Consider the following 16902-nt stretch of genomic DNA (forward strand, 5'->3'; position numbering starts at 1 on the left):
TTATTCTTTATTAAATATTCTATTTTAAATAATTTAATGGGTTTTTCGGTGTTCCATTGACATGAACTTCAAAATGAACATGTGGCCCAGTACTTCTACCTGTATTTCCTACATTTGCAATATGCTGGCCCTGATACACTTTATCGCCTTTTTTTACGAATAATTTACTACAATGTGCATAGTACGTTTCACGTCCACCACCATGGCTAATAATAACCAAATATCCATATGATCCTTTATATCCTGCAAACTTAACCGTTCCGCCATCGGCTGCAGTGATTCTAGTACCTGTCGAACAAGCCAAATCGATACCATAATGTGTTCTGCCCCACCGTCTTCCAAATTTAGATGTCAATCTAGCACCTCTTACCGGATATCGATAAGTACCGGTTCCGATTAGCTTCGGTGTCGCTTTGGTTCCTACCAATACAACTTGATTCACTGGCTGACTTAAAACCTCACTGCTCAATACCGTTCGGCTAACCTCTTTCCCGTTATGCCGTACAATTTGAGCAACAACGGTTTGTTGTCCATTGCTTCCCATTGATCTTACAGTTTGCTGACCTTTATATAAGGTTGTTGTATTTTCATAAGTAATTTCATATGGAATTGGTAAATTATATCCGGCCGTCTCTACTGTTTCTACCGTTAATACTGGGCAGTCCTGATTTAAGTACAGTTCTTGCCCAATTTTCAATTTATCCGGCTGTACTGTCGGATTAGATGCAACTAATTCACTTTGCTTCATTTTATAAAAAGCGGCAATCTCAGAAAATGTTTCACCTGATTGCACAACATGGACCTGCTTTTCAACCGCTCCTGTTAACATATAATCGAGTGCTTCTGCCGAATTTTGTATTTTACCCAATTTTGTATGTACCGGTTTTATTTCAACTTTCTGTGCAAAACCTACTTTATCATATGTGACTCCGTCCATAGGCGGTGCAAAGTAATCTTTTACTTGCTGTAAAATTTGACTGGCTGTCTTTTTATTTTGTAATATTGTTTTTTGCTGGCCTCCTACATAAATACCATAGGCAGTTACCTTTATATCTTTCATATAAGTCAAAGTATTAAGGATATCTTCTGTACTGTCCAGCTTAAGCCCAAATCCCATAACACGATGGAAGCTGATATCATTTTCTTTATCAATTTCAATTTGTGCATCATAAGAATCCGCTAATTTTGTCCCAATGACGTCAATGGTTTTATAGACCTCTTGTTGATCCTTAACAATTCCCAATACTTTTCCATTGTAACTGTATTCATAGGCACTGATTTGTCCGATGAGCAAACAAACTAAAAGTACTCCGGTTACAATACCAGCAAAGCTCTTTATAAGCAATGCCTTATGGTGTTCTGCATAATCTTCAACGCGTTCCAGCCAATGGAAAAATTCATACATCCACATTTCCATTTTAATGGACCATTGATCCGCACTGTAATCCACGCGATTAACCAATTTAGCAGCCTTGTCAGCTACCTTTACTTCTCTTTCGGAAAATAAATCATAAAAACGAGCAGATTGTATTTGTAAATACTCTTTTGCGATAAAGCAATATTCTTTTAATAGTATTATTCGCTTTGCAGTGAGTTTTTCATAAGACAATGATCCATCTTGGCGACTGGATGATTGCTTCTGATGCTCTAAAATCTTAGAGACTGCTTTCTGCATCGTTTTGAAAACTCGGATTGATGTTTTGCCAACTCCCTTCATTTTTATGAAGAAAGCATCAATCGCTGCATCCAAACGTAAGCTTTCTGATTCCGCTTTTTCTACTTTTTCCTCTAAACCTATTTTAAATATTTCTTCAATTTGTTGGTCAAGTTCGTCATAATTTTGGTGATCTTTCTCTTTAAATTCTGCACCGCCTTCATGATTTGCTTTGAATTGTTTCTCTTTAATATCTCTATCTATTTCAATGTCTGTTACTTCATTTTTTTCTAAAGTCATAGCAGCAGGAATCGTTTCCTGCTCTTCTTTCATAACGTGGTCTTTATTCTTATTTAGGTCTTCCACGAATCCTGTGTTCGTCTTCTTCTGTTTTGATTTTCTTTTTCTTTTATTGCTTGTGGAAGGATGTTTTTCTTGCTCAAAAAGCATCTTTTCTTGTTTTCTTGCTTCTTCTATTTTTTTTAATTGGTCTTCTACTTCATCCCAATAGTCATTACGATTCTCTGACATAGGTCCCTCCCTTCTACGTTTCAATGATTGCCCGATGCTTTTTTTAATTTTTCTGCAAAACAACTGCAACGTTCACCTGTGTCTAATATACCGGTATCCTTACAAAGAGAACAAGTATATTTCAGATCAATGTAATCAATCGTATAATTATGTTCTGTTAATAGAAATGCTTTCTCTCCATTTAAATGATTGACTTTATTTCTTAATGCATTCATTTGAATCTTGGCATCGTCTCTTCCGGAAAGCATAACCTTAGAAATTTCCATTCCAATCTTTCGAATCTCTTTTTCAATTTCCTTAATTCTCGGTATCGTTTTATATACCTCTTGACGATTTTTGTGAGCAATTGCCTCATTTTTTGCGCGGTCCTCATCGTAGGAACGCATTACGATATTAATTGGATTGCTTGGATTATTTGGACTAATGGCTTGTGTTTGGCTGCCTTTTGTTGTACTACTTTCTCCTGCATTCCACGATTTTAAAATGCTGTTTATGTAATTAATATTTGGATTTGAAATACCTGTGGTCTTTTTACAAGCCTCAAGAACCTTGTCAATATCAAAATGCATTTGATCAAACCAAGTATCCATAATACGCTTTTCTTCTTCCGTTGCATTTCGTAAAAAACCTAATGCCTTTAACACTCGTTTATATAGGTAATGGCGGTTATCATTTTCCGCTAAATATTTTTCAACGTGACCTATGGTTGTTAAACCTTTACCAGCCCACTCTTTTACAACCGCACCAACATATTTACACTTATTATTCTTTCTATGACTGGTACAATAAGAATAGGCATATACAGCAAGCTCAGGTGTAATATTATAATCACGAATCCAAGCCAGAATCTCGGCAGGCTCTTTCCCCTCAAAAAGTCTACCGATAATCCGTTCAATTTCACTATACATATTTCGGATGGTATCATCATCCATAAGATTCTTTAAATGATCCGGTATCTTCTCTGCTTTCTTCTGTTTGTTTTTCTTTCCATATGCCAATTCTCTTAAATTTAGAAATTCGACTTGATAATGGAACTTATCCGCAGGATCTTTATAATGTTTGCGAATGATACCCTGATTCTCCCAATAACTCCAAGCTTTTAAAACATCCTCATCTGCAATGGAAAGCTGTTTCGCAATAATACCATTTTCAAGAGGTACATTAATATCCGCATACATCAAGGCAAAAAGATATACCTTTACATAATCTCCGGGCGCTTGTGCCATATATTCATTAATAAACATATTTTCCACACGGGTATCGTGTAAATAATAATCCTTGATGATTTGTCGCTTAAAGTTCATATTTTATTTCAGTCCTATCTATCTTTTTCTGTTTTACTATCTTTAAAAAATTTCATCTCGAAGAATGGTTTGGTCTCTCTTTGGACCTACTGATATGCTTTTTACCGGTACACCAATAGTCTCCTCAATGGCTTTAATGTATTCCTTTGTTTCTTCCGGAAGCTCTTCGTAAGTCTTACATCCTGTAATGTCCTTGTTCCATCCCTTAATTTCTCGATAAACAGGTTTGCATTCTTCCAATGCATCTAATCTTGCCGGAAAATCAACAATTTGTTCACCTTTATAATCATAAGCATAGCAAAGCTTAATCGTATCAAAGCTACTTAAAACGTCTAGCAACATCAACGCAATACCCGTCAATCCATTGATGCGTGCAGAATATTTTACAACAACACCATCAAACCATCCACAACGTCTTGGTCTGCCTGTTGTTACTCCAAATTCGTGACCAATTTCTCGAATCTTATCACCAATTTCATCGTCAAGCTCAGTTACAAAAGGCCCTTTTCCTACACGAGTTGTATATGCTTTGGTAATACCAAGCACTTCAGAAATAGAACCTGCGCCAATTCCACACCCTGCGGTAAATCCACCGGATGTCGGATGAGAGCTTGTTACATACGGATACGTACCCAAATCAATGTCAAGCATGGAGCCTTGCGCCCCTTCAAACAATACATTTTTACCTTGCTTGATGGCATCATATACTAAAATACTTGTATCTTTAATGTATGGTAATAAGCGCTTTGCATAATCCACATACTCATCTATAATTGCTTGCTTATCCAAAGGTTCTTCCTCGAACAATTTTACAATCATATCATTTTTTCGATCAATTTCATAGGATAACTTTTCTATAAAACTAGCTTCATCAAACATATCACATGTACGAAGACCGCTTCGTTCAATTTTATCCATATAGCAAGGACCAATGCCTTTTTTGGTTGTTCCAATGTCAGCCTTCCCTCTTGCTCTTTCAAATAGCTCGTCCATTTTTCTATGATAAGGAAAAACGATGTGTGCACGGTCACTTACAAAAATTTTCGTTGTATCCACTCCATCTTTTTCAAGCATTTCTAATTCTTCAAAAAAACCACGTGGATCAAATACAACCCCATTACCGATTATATTTATGGCGTTTTGATTCAATACCCCAGAAGGAATTAAATGAAGCGCATATTTTTTATCTTCAATAACTACAGTATGGCCGGCGTTGTTTCCGCCTTGCCCTCTAACAACCATATCCGCCTTTTTTGCAAGATAGTCAATCATCTTGCCTTTTCCTTCATCTCCCCACTGGGATCCTACAACTGCTAAACCTGACAATGCAATCACTCCTTTTTTCTTATCCTATGTTTAGTATCTATCTAGAGTTTATCTAAATAATCATTCAAATCTGCCATAAGTGCTTCCAAATTCACACCATGACCCTCGGCTGCTTCGCAAAGCTTTTCCGTTGCAGCACCTGGGCATCCAAGACAGTTCAGACCATTCCGTAAAAAAATTTCAGTAACGTCGGGACCCATATCCATAATTTCGCTCACCAGCATTGATTCGTTGATTTTGCTCATAATAACCTCCCTAACATTAAAACATTTGTATTATCGAATTTTTTATTCGGAAATATGACTTTTATCTACAAATCTTGTATATTTACCCAACCAAGTTAGTTCTATGCTACCCGTAGGTCCACTTCTCTGCTTGGCAATGTTCACTTCACAAATATTTGGTTTTTCTGTTGTATCTGGATTATAATATTCATCTCGGTACAAAAACATTACAATATCTGCATCTTGCTCAATGGAACCGGACTCTCTTAAATCCGATAAAATTGGTCGATGGTCGGTTCTTTGCTCTGGGGCACGAGACAACTGGGAAAGTACAATAACAGGGCAATCCATTTCACGTGCAAGAAGTTTTAAGAAACGAGAAATTACGGAAACCTCTTGTTGACGACTTTCGGAACGGCCTTCATAACTCATAAGCTGTAAATAGTCAATGACAACTAAATCCAAACCTTTTTCCGCTTTTAATCTTCGGCATTTATTTTTCATTTCCATCACGGTAATACCCGGGGTATCATCAATAAAAACCTCGGTCTGTGATAATTGATCCAAAGCTAAATGAATGTTATCCCAATCTTGCGGCTCTAGATTTCCTGTTTTCAATTTTTGCATTTCGACCCTGGATTCCATACTTAATAGTCGTTGTCCCAATTGATCCTTTGACATTTCAAGACTAAAAACCAGTACCGTCGCCTTTGCTTTAATCGCTGCTTGTTGTGCAATGTTTAAAGCAAATGCAGTTTTTCCCATTGCAGGTCTTGCAGCAAGCATAATTAAATCGGAACGCTGAAGACCAGAGGTACGCTCATCCAAATCGATAAATCCTGTTGTCAACCCGGTAAGATTGCCCTCCATTTTAGACATTTCATCAATTCTTGCAATGTTCGACCAAAGAACGTCCTTTAATGGCTCAAAGTCTTTTTTCTGTCTAGTTTGTGCAATTTCAAAAATACTACGCTCTGCATAATCTAAAACTTCTTCTGGCTGCATCTTTTCTTGATATGCTTTTTCAATAATATCCGAAGCCGAAGAAATCAAACGACGCAGCACTGCTTTTTCTGCAACAATTTTTCCATACTGTGCTGCGTTAGACGTCGTAGGTACTACAGTGGAAAGTAAAGCGATATATGCTCTGCCTCCAACCATTTCCAAACTTTTTCTCTTTTTTAACTCCTCGGAAACCGTTAAGGTATCCACTGGTTCATTTTTTCGGTACAACTCAACAACGGCATTATAAATTTCTTTATGCATTGCATTATAGAAATCATCAGCCTTTAAGAACTCTAAGACTTCAAACAAAGCATCTTTATCTAAGAGTATGGACCCTAATACTGATTTTTCTGCATCATCATTATGCGGCGGAATGCGTTCCATCTGGTTCATATGTAACCCTCTACACAACCTTTACTTTACAATTTGCGGTAACATCAGTGTAAAGCTTTATTTCTACAGTAAATTCACCAATATGTTTAATTGGTGTATTTAATACAAATTTTCGTTTGTCTATTTCAATGTTTTGCTGTTCCTTTAAGGCATTTGCAATATCTTGATTTGTTATGGAACCAAATAATCTTCCGCCTTCTCCAGATTTAGTTTTTATACTTAAAGTAATGGATTCAATTTTCTTTGCAATTTTTTGTGCCGCTTCCAGCTCTTCTTTTCTTTTTGCTTCATTCAATGCAGCTTGCGCTTCCAATTCCTTTAAATTTGCAGGAGTCGCTTCCTTTGCCATTCCTTTCGGCAAAAGTAAATTTCTTGCATAACCATCGCTTACCTTAGCAACGGTCCCAGCTTTTCCAATTCCTTTTACATCCTTCAATAATATTACTTGCATGATGTACCTCCTTCATTTTCACTGTATATCTGCTTCTGATATAAGCTGTTTTAATTTCTCAATTGCTTCTTTTGGAGTCATTTCCAACTGTGCCCCAGCCGTAGTCAAATGACCACCGCCACCTATTTTTTCTAATATGGTCTGCACGTTAATTTCTCCTAAAGAGCGTCCACTGACTGCAGTGTACCCTTCATTAGTCGGTCCGGCAGCAAAGCTTGCCCGAATGCCATTAATATCTAAGAGTTGATCCGCTGCCTGTGATGCTAAAATTTGCATATTTGATGCAGGTTCCTCTGTATATGTCAAAGCAATGCCGTTCTCCAAAACCTGTGCGTCAGAAATTAATACAGATTTACGTTTAAAAAACTGCAAATCCGTTTTGAAAAATTGTCTTACACTTGCAGTATCTGCACCCGATCTTCGCAGCCAAGAAGCAGCTTCGAAGGTACGAACGCCTGTCTTAACGGAAAAGCTCTTTGTATCAACGGTAATTCCTGCCAGCAAAGCCTCTGCTTCCAATTTATCAACTTCCTTTTTATCTCCAATGTATTGCAATATTTCAGTAATCAGTTCAGAAGTAGAGGATGCATAAGATTCCATATAGGTCAACGTAGGATTTTCAATGCTTTCTTCAGCCTTCCTATGATGATCAATGACAACAATTTTATCCGTCTTATATAATAATTCAGGACACTCTACTAAACTTGGCTTGTGTGTATCCAACACGATTAATAGGGTATCTTTTTCCACTAGACCCAATACTGTTTCACTGTTTTCAAATCGGTAATTTTCCGATTCCTTTGCTCTATTATAAATATTTTCTAAAGACTCATGATAATCATTGATAACTATGATTGCCTCTTTATTTCGATTTTTAGCAATACGGAAAACGCCAAGCGCTGCTCCAAAGCAATCCATATCCGGCTTTTTATGCCCCATAATTACAACATTTGGAGATTGATCAATCAACTGTCGTAAAGCATGTGCCATAATTTTTGATTTTCCTTTATTGCGTTTTTCCACAGCTTGTAAACGACCACCATAGTATTCTACCTTGCTCATCTTTTTTACAACAGCTTGATCTCCGCCCCGTCCTAAAGCTAAATCTAAAGCTGCGGCAGCATATTCATCCAACTGATGTGGAGTTTTTGCACCAACACCGATTCCTATGCTTAAAGAAGCCGGAAAGTCTGCATCTGTTTCAATTTCTCGTACTTCGTCTAAAATAGAAAATTTATTTATTTCCAATTTTTCAAAATGCTTATATTCCAACGCAATATGATATTGTCCTGCTCGGTATCGAGTCACCGAAGCATTGATTTTTGCAGCCCATTGCCGTATCGTTTTTTCAATCTGTGCTGCAATTACTGCCTTTCTTTCATCTGGTGAACTTGCAATTAAATCGTCATAATTATCTACATTTACATACGCTGTACAAAGCTTCTCATCCTTGTAAAGATTCTTTAATGTTTCTAAATTAGTTATATCCAACCAGTAAAGCATTGTCGTATTATTTTCTTCGTGTTGTTCGCCTTCTTTGCTTCTCATACTGGATGCCATGACGCGATAGGTTTTGCCCCCATGAGAAACCAGCATATATTTGTCTTCGTCTTCATTGTTTAAAAATTCTGTATGTTTTACATTTGTAATCTGATGAATGTTGGTATGAAACATTTCCACATCTTCATAAATCTCAGAAAACTTTTTATTAATCCATAAAATTTCCCCTGCATAGTCAATCATGCAAAGCGGTAATGGATTTTTTGAAATGAAGTGGCGTGTTGTCTCTTCCATATCATCTGTAATTGCTTTGGCATATTCTACAAGCAATTCTTTCTTACTAACAGACAATCTTTGATAATACCAAAACAAAATCATTACAATAAGAAATGCAAAAATCCCTACTGTAATATTAAAATAAAACAGTACGGCTGCAAACAAAATTAATATAATGGTATTTACTTTTAAATACGGTTGAATCAAACTTTTTAAAATTTTAATACCCATTTTATTTTCCTTAACATCTTAATGTTTCAATCGTCTATCATTATACCATAAAACCATTCTCAATTCGCACTCTTTTTTTGCTTATCAAAATTGGAAACTTCATACTTTCAAGTATTTTGTAGATGAATGTTTTTTAAGTGACTGTATGCCACTAAATATAGCTATTCAAAAAAAATTATTTTATTTTTTACTTTTTTTTATACAAAAAAAAGAGGATTGAATAAAAAAACTGTAAACAAATTTACATTACATTGTCTACAGTAAAAAAGTGGCTATGCCACTCCTCTAATATTAAAAGAGGCGAAAACCGCCTCTTTTCTATTTTTATTCTGCTGTGTAAGGCAATAAAGCAACAATTCTTGCTCTCTTAATTGCCTTTGTTACTTCTCTTTGGTGTACAGCACATGTACCAGTGATTCTCTTAGGAAGAATCTTCCCTCTGTCAGTAACATATTTTCTTAGCTTGTCAACATCTTTATAGTCAATTGTTTCTGTTTTATCTGCACAGAACTGGCATACTTTCTTTCTTCTTACGCCACGTCTTTTGTCCATCATATTCTTTCTCTCTCCCTTCTTGGAAATTCTAATCTGCGAAAAGTAAAGATTTAAAATGGAATATCGTCATCGTCGTCAAGTGCCTGGAAACCTTCCGGAACACCAAACCCACCAGCCGGAGTTTCACGCTCAAAACCGTTTCCATTTGCAGAACCACTCTTGTCGCCCCATTCTAAAAATTCGACTCTATCAGCAACAACATCGGTAGTATATCTGGTTTCGCCAGACTGGGTTTTATAACTACCAGTTTGCAGTCTTCCCTGAACGCCTACCAAACGACCCTTTTTTAAATATCTTTCGCAATTTTCTGCTTGTTTTCCAAAAACCGTAATACGAGGAAAATCCGTTTTCTTTTCTCCTCCGGCTCTTACTGGTCGGTCAATTGCAATCGAAAAGGTCGCAACAGCGTTCTGACTCTCCGGGATATAACGAATCTCGGGATCTCTCGTCAATCTGCCGATTAAAACTACTGAATTCATCTTTGTCACCAACCTTTATTTTTCGTCTTTGTTGATAATGATATGTCTGATTACATTATCGGAAATCCTAAGTCTTCTATCAAGTTCTTTTGGAAGCTCAGTGCTGCCTGTGAATTCGATTACAACATAGTATCCGTCATTTTTCTTATTGATCGGATAAGCAAGCTTTCTCATTCCCCAAACATCTACTTTTCCAACTTCGCCGTCTGCCGCAATGATTCCTTTTACTGTTTCAATGCTAGCTTCTTTTTTATCATCTTCCAAGATAGAATCGATGATGAACATAATTTCATAATTACTCATTCTTTTCACCTCCCTGTGGACTAAATGGCTCCAACCCTATGCCGGAGCAGAGAGCATATTTTTGTCATCCATTGCATGTACAAAAATTAATGCCTATTAAGTATATCACAAACAATATAAATTGCAAGTTTTTTTAAAAACCTATATTATAACGCCTGCATTCCTTTTAATGCCTGAATCAATGCAAGAATGACACCTACCACACCTTCTCCCCCTAAAAGACCGGAAGCAATAATCATCCCATTTCCAGATTTTTCAAATTTTGGTGCAGCTTTTTCAACAACGAATTTTAAGGCGCCTCCTACCATTGCGGTAAAGGAGAGATAAAACGGCAAATAGATTCCAAGACCCAAGGTCATAACCGGAAAACGCAAAACATATAAAATCGTCCCAATAAATAATCCCACAACAAACGAAGTCATATGAGGTATCCCTCCAACCATAGCAGCTACAACACCGGCTTGTGGTGCAGGAAACAAATCAGGATTCCCAAATGCTTCAGGTCCATATGCCTTTACGATAACAAAGAGTACACCCACGGATACAAATGCACCAATGATTCCGCCGATTACCTCGCCAAGCCACTGTGCTTTTGGATTACTCTTAAGAATATGTCCAGCTTTAAAATCGTTCATTACATCTCCAACTAACCCGCAAGCTACTGCTACTATTGCAGCTACAAAAAACGCTTGAACATTCCCAAGATTTGCAGCAAATTTTGCAGCGAGAAGTACAATGATTCCGAATATTTCCATAGGATTAATTCCTGATTGACCAACAACTTGCGCAGACATAGATGTAGCAAGCCAAACACCCAAAATAGTGATCACACTGGCAATCATCCCTAAATCCAAAACAAACGTAAATATAAATGCAAGAATTACCATAAGAATTGGTGCCCAACGAAGATTTACAATTGCATCCCCACGAGAGCCTTTTGAAAACATCGGTCCAAAAATTTCTTTTGCTTTGGGTAGAATTCCTTTTACAATAATTCCGATACCAGTTCCAACCATGACCCCAATTCCCAAAGAAGATTTAATAGCCATTGCAGTATCTAAATTAACAATACCAAGGCTTGGCATCCCAATGACAACTCCAAAGTCACCAATAATGGCACCCAAAAACCATACACCAACTGCAAGTGGTCCAACAAGATAACCAACTGCGATTAACATCGGCGATAAATAAATATAAAAAGCTACGCCCTTTGCAGCGATGGCTTCATTTAAAACAATAATTTGTGGAATTTTTGCAAACCAATCTCGAATCAACGTAAATAAAGAGGCTAGTCCCAAAGAAGAGAATAAAACAATGGATTTTTTACCACCCTCATCTCCAATCATTAAAGTTTCTGCAGCTGCAATCCCCATCGGATACGGCAAATCCTGTGTGACTACAAAATATTTACGAATCAGCGCGGTAAAAATCAGCCCTAGCAAAACGCCGCCTAATGTGACGACCATCAACGCGACTAAATCCACCTCTGCTTTTGGTTCAAGCATCCAAATTCCGGGGATGGTAAACGCGATTCCACCTGCTACCATTGCACCTGCTGACATAACGGTATGCGTGACATTTATCTCATGGATATTTGTCCGACCGAATGCTTTTAGGGCAAACATAGATACAAGGGCTACAAAAATGATTGGCCACGGAAGTGCGCCTAGCTTTAAAGCAACATACATAGAGCTCATAGTCAAAACTACCGATCCGATGGAACCGATTACCATTCCTCGAAGGGTAAATTGCTCTTTGAATGAAGCCTGCCTTACGCCTTTTGGTGTGTTAGACATTTTTCTTTCTCCATTTCTTTTATTAAATTTTAAGATTAGTGTGTAAATGATACACATCTTAAAAAATAATAGTATAAAAAAAAGGGTTTCGCAACCCTTTTCCTTTAAATTATTCCCAAAGATCTTGAGGATATACTCCCTTATCCTTTAGCAACTGCAACGCTAAAACTACATTTTGCTTGTCTTCTTTATATGTTACACCCTGCCATTTATCGGATGATTTCAATACCTTAACTGTTGCTTTTCCTTCTTCAATAAGCTCATCCACAACAAAAGGTAAAAAATATTCTCCCTTTAATGGATTATTCTTTAATGCCGTTTCTAAAAAGGCTGGAAATCGATTCTCTAGCTCTTTCATCATACTAAGAGTGAAACCCCATAGATTCATAGACACTAAAGTTCCCTCTGCAATGTCAATCCAATCCTGATCATCTTCCGTATATTGAATGACTCCATTGTTTCTTTGGATCTTTGTACGCTCTGTAATATCTTGTAAATATCCTTGGTTATCTGCTTGACAAATACCTCTTGCCACATGGCCGTTTTCTGTTAATGTATTTTCCACCAAATAACCTACCATACAATAACGATATTTATCATCATCTTGTACATTTCTCAGAAAATCATACATGCTCTGAAATGCTTGCGCCCCATAATAATCATCGGCATTGATAACCGCAAATGGTGCATCTACTTCTTTCCTAGCTGCAAGCACTGCATGACCGGTTCCCCATGGTTTAATACGATTCTGTGGAACATTATATCCTTGTGGAAGATCTGTTAATTCCTGAAATGCAAAAGAAACGTCTAATTTTTTACCTGCTTTTGGCTCAATCATAGCACGAAACTCTTCTTCCATTTCTCTTTTAATTATAAAAATAACCTTACGAAATCCAGCTTTCCAAGCATCGTAAAGGGAAAAATCTATAATCAGCTCTCCGTTTGATCCAACCGGGTCCATTTGCTTTAGTCCACCATAACGACTTCCCATTCCGGCAGCCATTACGACTAAAATTGGTTCTTTCATCGTTAATCTCCATTTCCTAACTAATCTTAAGTGTAAAATATTATTATCTGAATGCTGTTTTATAAATTTGTTATTAGCCTCTCCTATTTTAGCTCAGTCCATTCTTGCTTTCAAGGCGTTTCCTATTTTACATTCAAACTTTATGGTGTTATGATAGTAAACAGGATAAAAAACTGAAAAAATAATTCGCGTTGCAAAGGAGTCTAAAATGACAGAACAAAAAAGCAAAGAAATAAGAAGCCGTGAAGATGTTCGAAAAAGAATCGACACCATCGATGATGCACTTATGGAGCTGCTTACAAAACGTATGTCCATCTCCTTGGAAATGGCAGAAGCAAAAAAACAAAAAGGTCTTCCTTTATTTGATGCTGCCCGGGAAAATGAAATTTTAGAAAAAATTTCTAACTTTAGTAAAGAATTTAACCCCAAAAATGCGATGCAAATTCACTCGGCTACTGAAAAAGTGTATGCACAAATTATGACACAAAGCCGAAGAATCCAATCCAATATATTATTACCGAATGTCATTTATTTAATTGGATATATGGGGAGCGGAAAAACGACTGTAGGAAAAGAATTAAGCCAAGTAACCGGATTTTCGTTTATTGATATGGATACAAAAATTCAACTTTCCGAACACAATTCTATCCGAACTATTTTTAATGAAAAAGGTGAACCGTATTTTCGAGAAAAGGAAACTGCTTTACTTGAAACACTCTCACACAAAAAAGAAATCATTGTTTCCTGCGGCGGAGGCATTGTATTAAATGAAAATAACCGAAAACTTTTAAAAGATTCCGGTGGTTGTATATTTTTAGATGGGTTTCCAAGAGATATGTTCGAACGCATTAAGGCAGATCCAAATCGACCAAATGCCTACTTTGAAACAGAAAACGAAGAGCAGCGTCTGACTCAATTTAATCGCCGATACCAAAAGAGAAAAGACTTTTATTTAGAAGCAGCAAATCGTACCATTTTTATTGACAAAGAAACACCAGAGCAAATTGCGAAAGGCATTACTTTTTTATTATCAAATGAATAAAAAAAAGCAGACTTGAAATGATATGCTCCTCCTTATAAAAAATCGTTATTTTTTAACTGTCGATGTAAGGGGAGTATATTAAATACAGACTGCTTTTTTATATTTATCCTTGTAATTCCGCTAATTTTTCTTTTATTATTTTCGCTACCCGCTCTGCAAGTTCTGATGCTTCTTTTTTATCCATGTCCTTGGTTTCTATCGCAGGATGAATATATACATTTACCTCTGCAGGAGATGCATAACCTTTTTCTTCAAATAACTTATACGTACCACTAATCGTAATCGGCACAACCGGAATGCCAGGTTTTGTCGCAAGACGCAAACTCCCCCTTTTGAATTCTCCCATCTTTGGCCCTTTGCTTCTTGTCCCTTCCGGGAAAATACCCATAGAAAAACCTTGTCCCAAATATTCAATGCCTTTTTCAATCGCACGCAAGGATGCTCTTGGATCCTCTCGTTTGATAAATACACTTCTTACGTCATAAATCCATTCACCAAAAGCCGGTAGTTTTCTGAGATTTTCTTTTGCAATAAAACCAAATTGCTTAAAATCAATCACAGAAGTAAGGACTGCAATATCAGCATAGCTCTGATGATTTGCAACAAAAACAACCGCCCCTTCAGGTATATTCTCCTGTCCTTCTGCATGTACAGTTACACCGACCTTACGAATCAAATTTTTACCCCAAGTAGATTCTCCGATAGAAATTTCTTTCCGTTCAGCTTCGAAGTTACCTTGTGCTCTATATTTATGGATGTTTACTTTATTACGATGTATATGAATTAAATCCCAATACATCCACATGCCCATCAACACATTCTTTAATAGCTTCATTCACGCTCTCCTTTTTCTGTAAGATGTTAATTTGATTACAATTGCATAACGGTTCTGCTATTTTGTTGCAAAACTATTTTTGTAGTAATAAAATTGAGGCAAATACATTGAAAATTTACGAAGGACATTGATTCATGAAACATTCAAATCGCCTCGTGGTAAGCCTATGTTTGCTTGGCTTTTCCGTGATTGCTTATTTTGTAACTTTAGATGCTTCTTTAGCATTTGATGCCTTGCTTCAAAAGGCAATATTTTCTATGCGAAACGAAACTTTAACTGTTTTCTTTTCTGCGCTCACTCATACCGGTGATTGGCAAGCAGTTTTGACCATATGCATCGTTCTTTTGGCATTGCCAAAAACAAGAATTCATTTTGGTATACCGTTATCATTTGCAGCCAGCACTTCATTGATATTTTATTCTATCATAAAATATATCTTCCAACGGCCACGACCTAACATTGCTCTGCATTTAATTGAACAGGGCGGTTTTAGTTTTCCAAGTGGTCATACAATGACAAGTCTAATTTTTTATGGTACTCTTATCCTATTATTAAGTCAATACTATGGATTTAAAAATAAGGCAGTCCGTGTTACTCATGCTATTTGTGCCGCATATATATTCTTAATTGGATTTTCACGAATTTATTTAGGAGTACACTATCCAACGGATGTACTGGCAAGTTGGTTGTTAGGCATCCTTATCCTGACATTTTTTCATACACATTTTATCTCACATTTTTCATTACCAAATGAAAAAGTGGATGAAGAGCTCCTTTAAAACAACCTTGAACTTCTATCTATCTTTTTTCTCTTTTTACCGCTTCGTTATCCGTCGTCCCCCGATCAAAAAATGGACTTTTAGAAGATACAGATAGTGGAATGCCGTAGGCAACTCTAACATCGTTCGGAAAAAGTCCAATCTCCATAGCTATTTTTCCTGCAGTATAAATCACCCGGTTATCAATGCGATGATTTGCAGCAACAGAGACAGCCGAACCAATAGCGATGCCCAAATCACCTGTATTAAAGCTGCAGATTCCATTATTTTTTATATTTTCAGCACAATTTTTGTATCCACAATAACCACAATGATCCAGTAAAATCGGATGAATCTTTGCACCCATAAGTAACAATGCATCAGAAGCTTCTACATTGTACCCATCTCGTACCATGAAATCCATCTGCCATTCTGCCCCATATTTTTTTATCGATTGCGCCAAATTATCTTTTTCTTCTCCATCTAAGATAAGAACTTCTAAGTTATCGATTCCACAACCCTTGGGAGCCGTTCTTGCAGCTGCAGCCATTAATTCTGCAACCTGTATCACAGCGTTTTTTTCTACATCCTTCCCATTGCAAATCATGATTTCCTCCTTTATTCTTTAATCATTTAAAAATGATTTTTTACTTTTACATTATCCTTTATTTTATCATAAGTGCAAACCGTTGCTCCGGTTTGCTTCACAAGAATCAATAAATACATTTGGGACAAAATTGTTTGATATTATTTGATTTTGTTACATAAATTCGTATTTATTATATCAGAAAATTTGTTTTTATGCTTTCTTTCATTTTCCAGTTTACAAATCAGTTTGCTATTTTCCAATCTCATTTTTAAATACACCATTTTCGTATAATTATTCCAAAATGTATCATACTATTAAAAAGCTTCATTAGACATGGGAGGTATTTTATGGAACATGATGAAAATTATTTAATTGAAAAAAGTGTAAATGACGTTAATAATGAATGTCCAGAAAAAGATAAGGATGGAAATTGCTTAACACCAGGTGTTTTTAGTGATTCCGACCCAATAGGTGGCGGCTGATTATACGAATTTATAATGATAAATAATTTAATACTACAGAGAACATAAAAATGTTCTCTGTTTTTTATTATTTTTTTACGTAATATAAATGATTCTATTAGATTATTAAAGAATTTACTATAAATATTTTCAAATTGTTAA

Annotated in this window: 17 protein-coding genes; 3 read left to right on the forward strand and 14 right to left on the reverse strand. The window is 36.3% G+C overall.

Going from position 1 to position 16902, the window contains the following annotated elements; all coding sequences use genetic code 11:
• Window positions 1–19: 19 nt before the first annotated feature.
• The 12 genes from I2490_RS12635 to I2490_RS12690 form a co-directional block, all read right to left on the reverse strand.
• Window positions 20–2185, reverse strand: a complete 2166-nt coding sequence (locus tag I2490_RS12635; protein WP_206460115.1) for a peptidoglycan DD-metalloendopeptidase family protein — start codon at window positions 2183–2185, stop codon at window positions 20–22.
• A gap of 20 nt (window positions 2186–2205) precedes the next feature.
• A complete protein-coding gene (locus I2490_RS12640; RefSeq protein ID WP_206460116.1) occupies window positions 2206–3489 on the reverse strand; it encodes a DnaD domain protein in 1284 nt (427 codons plus the stop codon).
• Window positions 3490–3531: 42 nt separating this feature from the next.
• On the reverse strand, window positions 3532–4824 hold the full coding sequence (locus I2490_RS12645) for an adenylosuccinate synthase (protein WP_334300411.1): 1293 nt from the start codon (window positions 4822–4824) through the stop codon (window positions 3532–3534).
• Window positions 4825–4856: 32 nt separating this feature from the next.
• A complete protein-coding gene (locus I2490_RS12650) occupies window positions 4857–5060 on the reverse strand; it encodes a DUF1858 domain-containing protein (RefSeq protein WP_206460118.1) in 204 nt (67 codons plus the stop codon).
• A 42-nt stretch (window positions 5061–5102) separates the two neighbouring features.
• A complete protein-coding gene (dnaB, locus tag I2490_RS12655; RefSeq protein ID WP_206460119.1) occupies window positions 5103–6437 on the reverse strand; it encodes a replicative DNA helicase in 1335 nt (444 codons plus the stop codon).
• 10 nt (window positions 6438–6447) lie between these two features.
• Window positions 6448–6888, reverse strand: a complete 441-nt coding sequence (gene rplI, locus I2490_RS12660; RefSeq protein WP_206460120.1) for a 50S ribosomal protein L9 — start codon at window positions 6886–6888, stop codon at window positions 6448–6450.
• An 18-nt stretch (window positions 6889–6906) separates the two neighbouring features.
• Window positions 6907–8895 (reverse strand): DHH family phosphoesterase, encoded by a 1989-nt coding sequence (locus tag I2490_RS12665; protein ID WP_206460121.1) that lies wholly within the window; start codon window positions 8893–8895, stop codon window positions 6907–6909.
• Between the two features lie 324 nt (window positions 8896–9219).
• Complete coding sequence (gene rpsR, locus I2490_RS12670; RefSeq protein ID WP_206460122.1) at window positions 9220–9450, reverse strand: 30S ribosomal protein S18; 231 nt, start codon at window positions 9448–9450, stop codon at window positions 9220–9222.
• Window positions 9451–9500: 50 nt separating this feature from the next.
• Window positions 9501–9929 carry a single-stranded DNA-binding protein gene (locus tag I2490_RS12675; RefSeq protein WP_206460123.1) on the reverse strand — a complete coding sequence of 143 codons (429 nt, stop codon included), beginning with the start codon at window positions 9927–9929 and terminating at the stop codon, window positions 9501–9503.
• A 15-nt stretch (window positions 9930–9944) separates the two neighbouring features.
• Window positions 9945–10232 (reverse strand): 30S ribosomal protein S6, encoded by a 288-nt coding sequence (gene rpsF / locus I2490_RS12680; protein WP_206460124.1) that lies wholly within the window; start codon window positions 10230–10232, stop codon window positions 9945–9947.
• 146 nt (window positions 10233–10378) lie between these two features.
• Window positions 10379–12028: an OPT/YSL family transporter gene (locus tag I2490_RS12685; RefSeq protein ID WP_206460125.1), complete on the reverse strand. Its 1650-nt coding sequence runs from the start codon at window positions 12026–12028 to the stop codon at window positions 10379–10381.
• A gap of 109 nt (window positions 12029–12137) precedes the next feature.
• Entirely contained in the window at window positions 12138–13055 is a 918-nt protein-coding gene (locus I2490_RS12690) for a nucleotidyltransferase family protein (RefSeq protein WP_206460126.1), read from the reverse strand.
• 208 nt (window positions 13056–13263) lie between these two features.
• Between I2490_RS12690 and I2490_RS12695 the strand changes: the two genes are divergently transcribed.
• Window positions 13264–14097 carry a shikimate kinase gene (locus I2490_RS12695; protein WP_206460127.1) on the forward strand — a complete coding sequence of 278 codons (834 nt, stop codon included), beginning with the start codon at window positions 13264–13266 and terminating at the stop codon, window positions 14095–14097.
• A gap of 103 nt (window positions 14098–14200) precedes the next feature.
• Here I2490_RS12695 and I2490_RS12700 read toward each other — a convergent pair whose 3' ends face one another.
• Entirely contained in the window at window positions 14201–14932 is a 732-nt protein-coding gene (locus I2490_RS12700; RefSeq protein WP_206460128.1) for a lysophospholipid acyltransferase family protein, read from the reverse strand.
• A 134-nt stretch (window positions 14933–15066) separates the two neighbouring features.
• Between I2490_RS12700 and I2490_RS12705 the strand changes: the two genes are divergently transcribed.
• Window positions 15067–15711, forward strand: coding sequence for a phosphatase PAP2 family protein (locus tag I2490_RS12705; RefSeq protein WP_206460129.1), 645 nt, complete (start codon window positions 15067–15069; stop codon window positions 15709–15711).
• A 19-nt stretch (window positions 15712–15730) separates the two neighbouring features.
• On the opposite strand, the gene I2490_RS12710 is transcribed toward I2490_RS12705, so the two are convergent.
• The gene (locus tag I2490_RS12710; RefSeq protein WP_206460130.1) at window positions 15731–16297 is read right to left on the reverse strand and encodes a ferredoxin domain-containing protein; all 567 of its coding nucleotides are present in this window, start codon (window positions 16295–16297) and stop codon (window positions 15731–15733) included.
• A gap of 329 nt (window positions 16298–16626) precedes the next feature.
• Between I2490_RS12710 and I2490_RS16905 the strand changes: the two genes are divergently transcribed.
• Window positions 16627–16761 (forward strand): hypothetical protein, encoded by a 135-nt coding sequence (locus tag I2490_RS16905; protein WP_280634210.1) that lies wholly within the window; start codon window positions 16627–16629, stop codon window positions 16759–16761.
• Window positions 16762–16902: the final 141 nt, after the last annotated feature.

It is taken from the genome of Anaerovorax sp. IOR16, from assembly GCF_017168145.1.
Taxonomy (GTDB): domain Bacteria; phylum Bacillota; class Clostridia; order Peptostreptococcales; family Anaerovoracaceae; genus IOR16.

What these genes read in the sequence shown, in the direction of transcription:
- I2490_RS12700 (WP_206460128.1), bottom strand. Translation starts at nt 14,932, where the DNA reads ATGAAGCTATTAAAGAATGTGTTGATGGGCATGTGGATGTATTGGGAT.
- I2490_RS12690 (WP_206460126.1), bottom strand. Translation starts at nt 13,055, where the DNA reads ATGAAAGAACCAATTTTAGTCGTAATGGCTGCCGGAATGGGAAGTCGT.
- I2490_RS12695 (WP_206460127.1), top strand. Translation starts at nt 13,264, where the DNA reads ATGACAGAACAAAAAAGCAAAGAAATAAGAAGCCGTGAAGATGTTCGA.
- I2490_RS12705 (WP_206460129.1), top strand. Translation starts at nt 15,067, where the DNA reads ATGAAACATTCAAATCGCCTCGTGGTAAGCCTATGTTTGCTTGGCTTT.
- I2490_RS16905 (WP_280634210.1), top strand. Translation starts at nt 16,627, where the DNA reads ATGGAACATGATGAAAATTATTTAATTGAAAAAAGTGTAAATGACGTT.
- I2490_RS12685 (WP_206460125.1), bottom strand. Translation starts at nt 12,028, where the DNA reads ATGTCTAACACACCAAAAGGCGTAAGGCAGGCTTCATTCAAAGAGCAA.
- I2490_RS12665 (WP_206460121.1), bottom strand. Translation starts at nt 8,895, where the DNA reads ATGGGTATTAAAATTTTAAAAAGTTTGATTCAACCGTATTTAAAAGTA.
- I2490_RS12640 (WP_206460116.1), bottom strand. Translation starts at nt 3,489, where the DNA reads ATGAACTTTAAGCGACAAATCATCAAGGATTATTATTTACACGATACC.
- dnaB (WP_206460119.1), bottom strand. Translation starts at nt 6,437, where the DNA reads ATGAACCAGATGGAACGCATTCCGCCGCATAATGATGATGCAGAAAAA.
- I2490_RS12710 (WP_206460130.1), bottom strand. Translation starts at nt 16,297, where the DNA reads ATGATTTGCAATGGGAAGGATGTAGAAAAAAACGCTGTGATACAGGTT.
- I2490_RS12635 (WP_206460115.1), bottom strand. Translation starts at nt 2,185, where the DNA reads ATGTCAGAGAATCGTAATGACTATTGGGATGAAGTAGAAGACCAATTA.
- rpsF (WP_206460124.1), bottom strand. Translation starts at nt 10,232, where the DNA reads ATGAGTAATTATGAAATTATGTTCATCATCGATTCTATCTTGGAAGAT.
- I2490_RS12675 (WP_206460123.1), bottom strand. Translation starts at nt 9,929, where the DNA reads ATGAATTCAGTAGTTTTAATCGGCAGATTGACGAGAGATCCCGAGATT.
- rpsR (WP_206460122.1), bottom strand. Translation starts at nt 9,450, where the DNA reads ATGATGGACAAAAGACGTGGCGTAAGAAGAAAGAAAGTATGCCAGTTC.
- rplI (WP_206460120.1), bottom strand. Translation starts at nt 6,888, where the DNA reads ATGCAAGTAATATTATTGAAGGATGTAAAAGGAATTGGAAAAGCTGGG.
- I2490_RS12650 (WP_206460118.1), bottom strand. Translation starts at nt 5,060, where the DNA reads ATGAGCAAAATCAACGAATCAATGCTGGTGAGCGAAATTATGGATATG.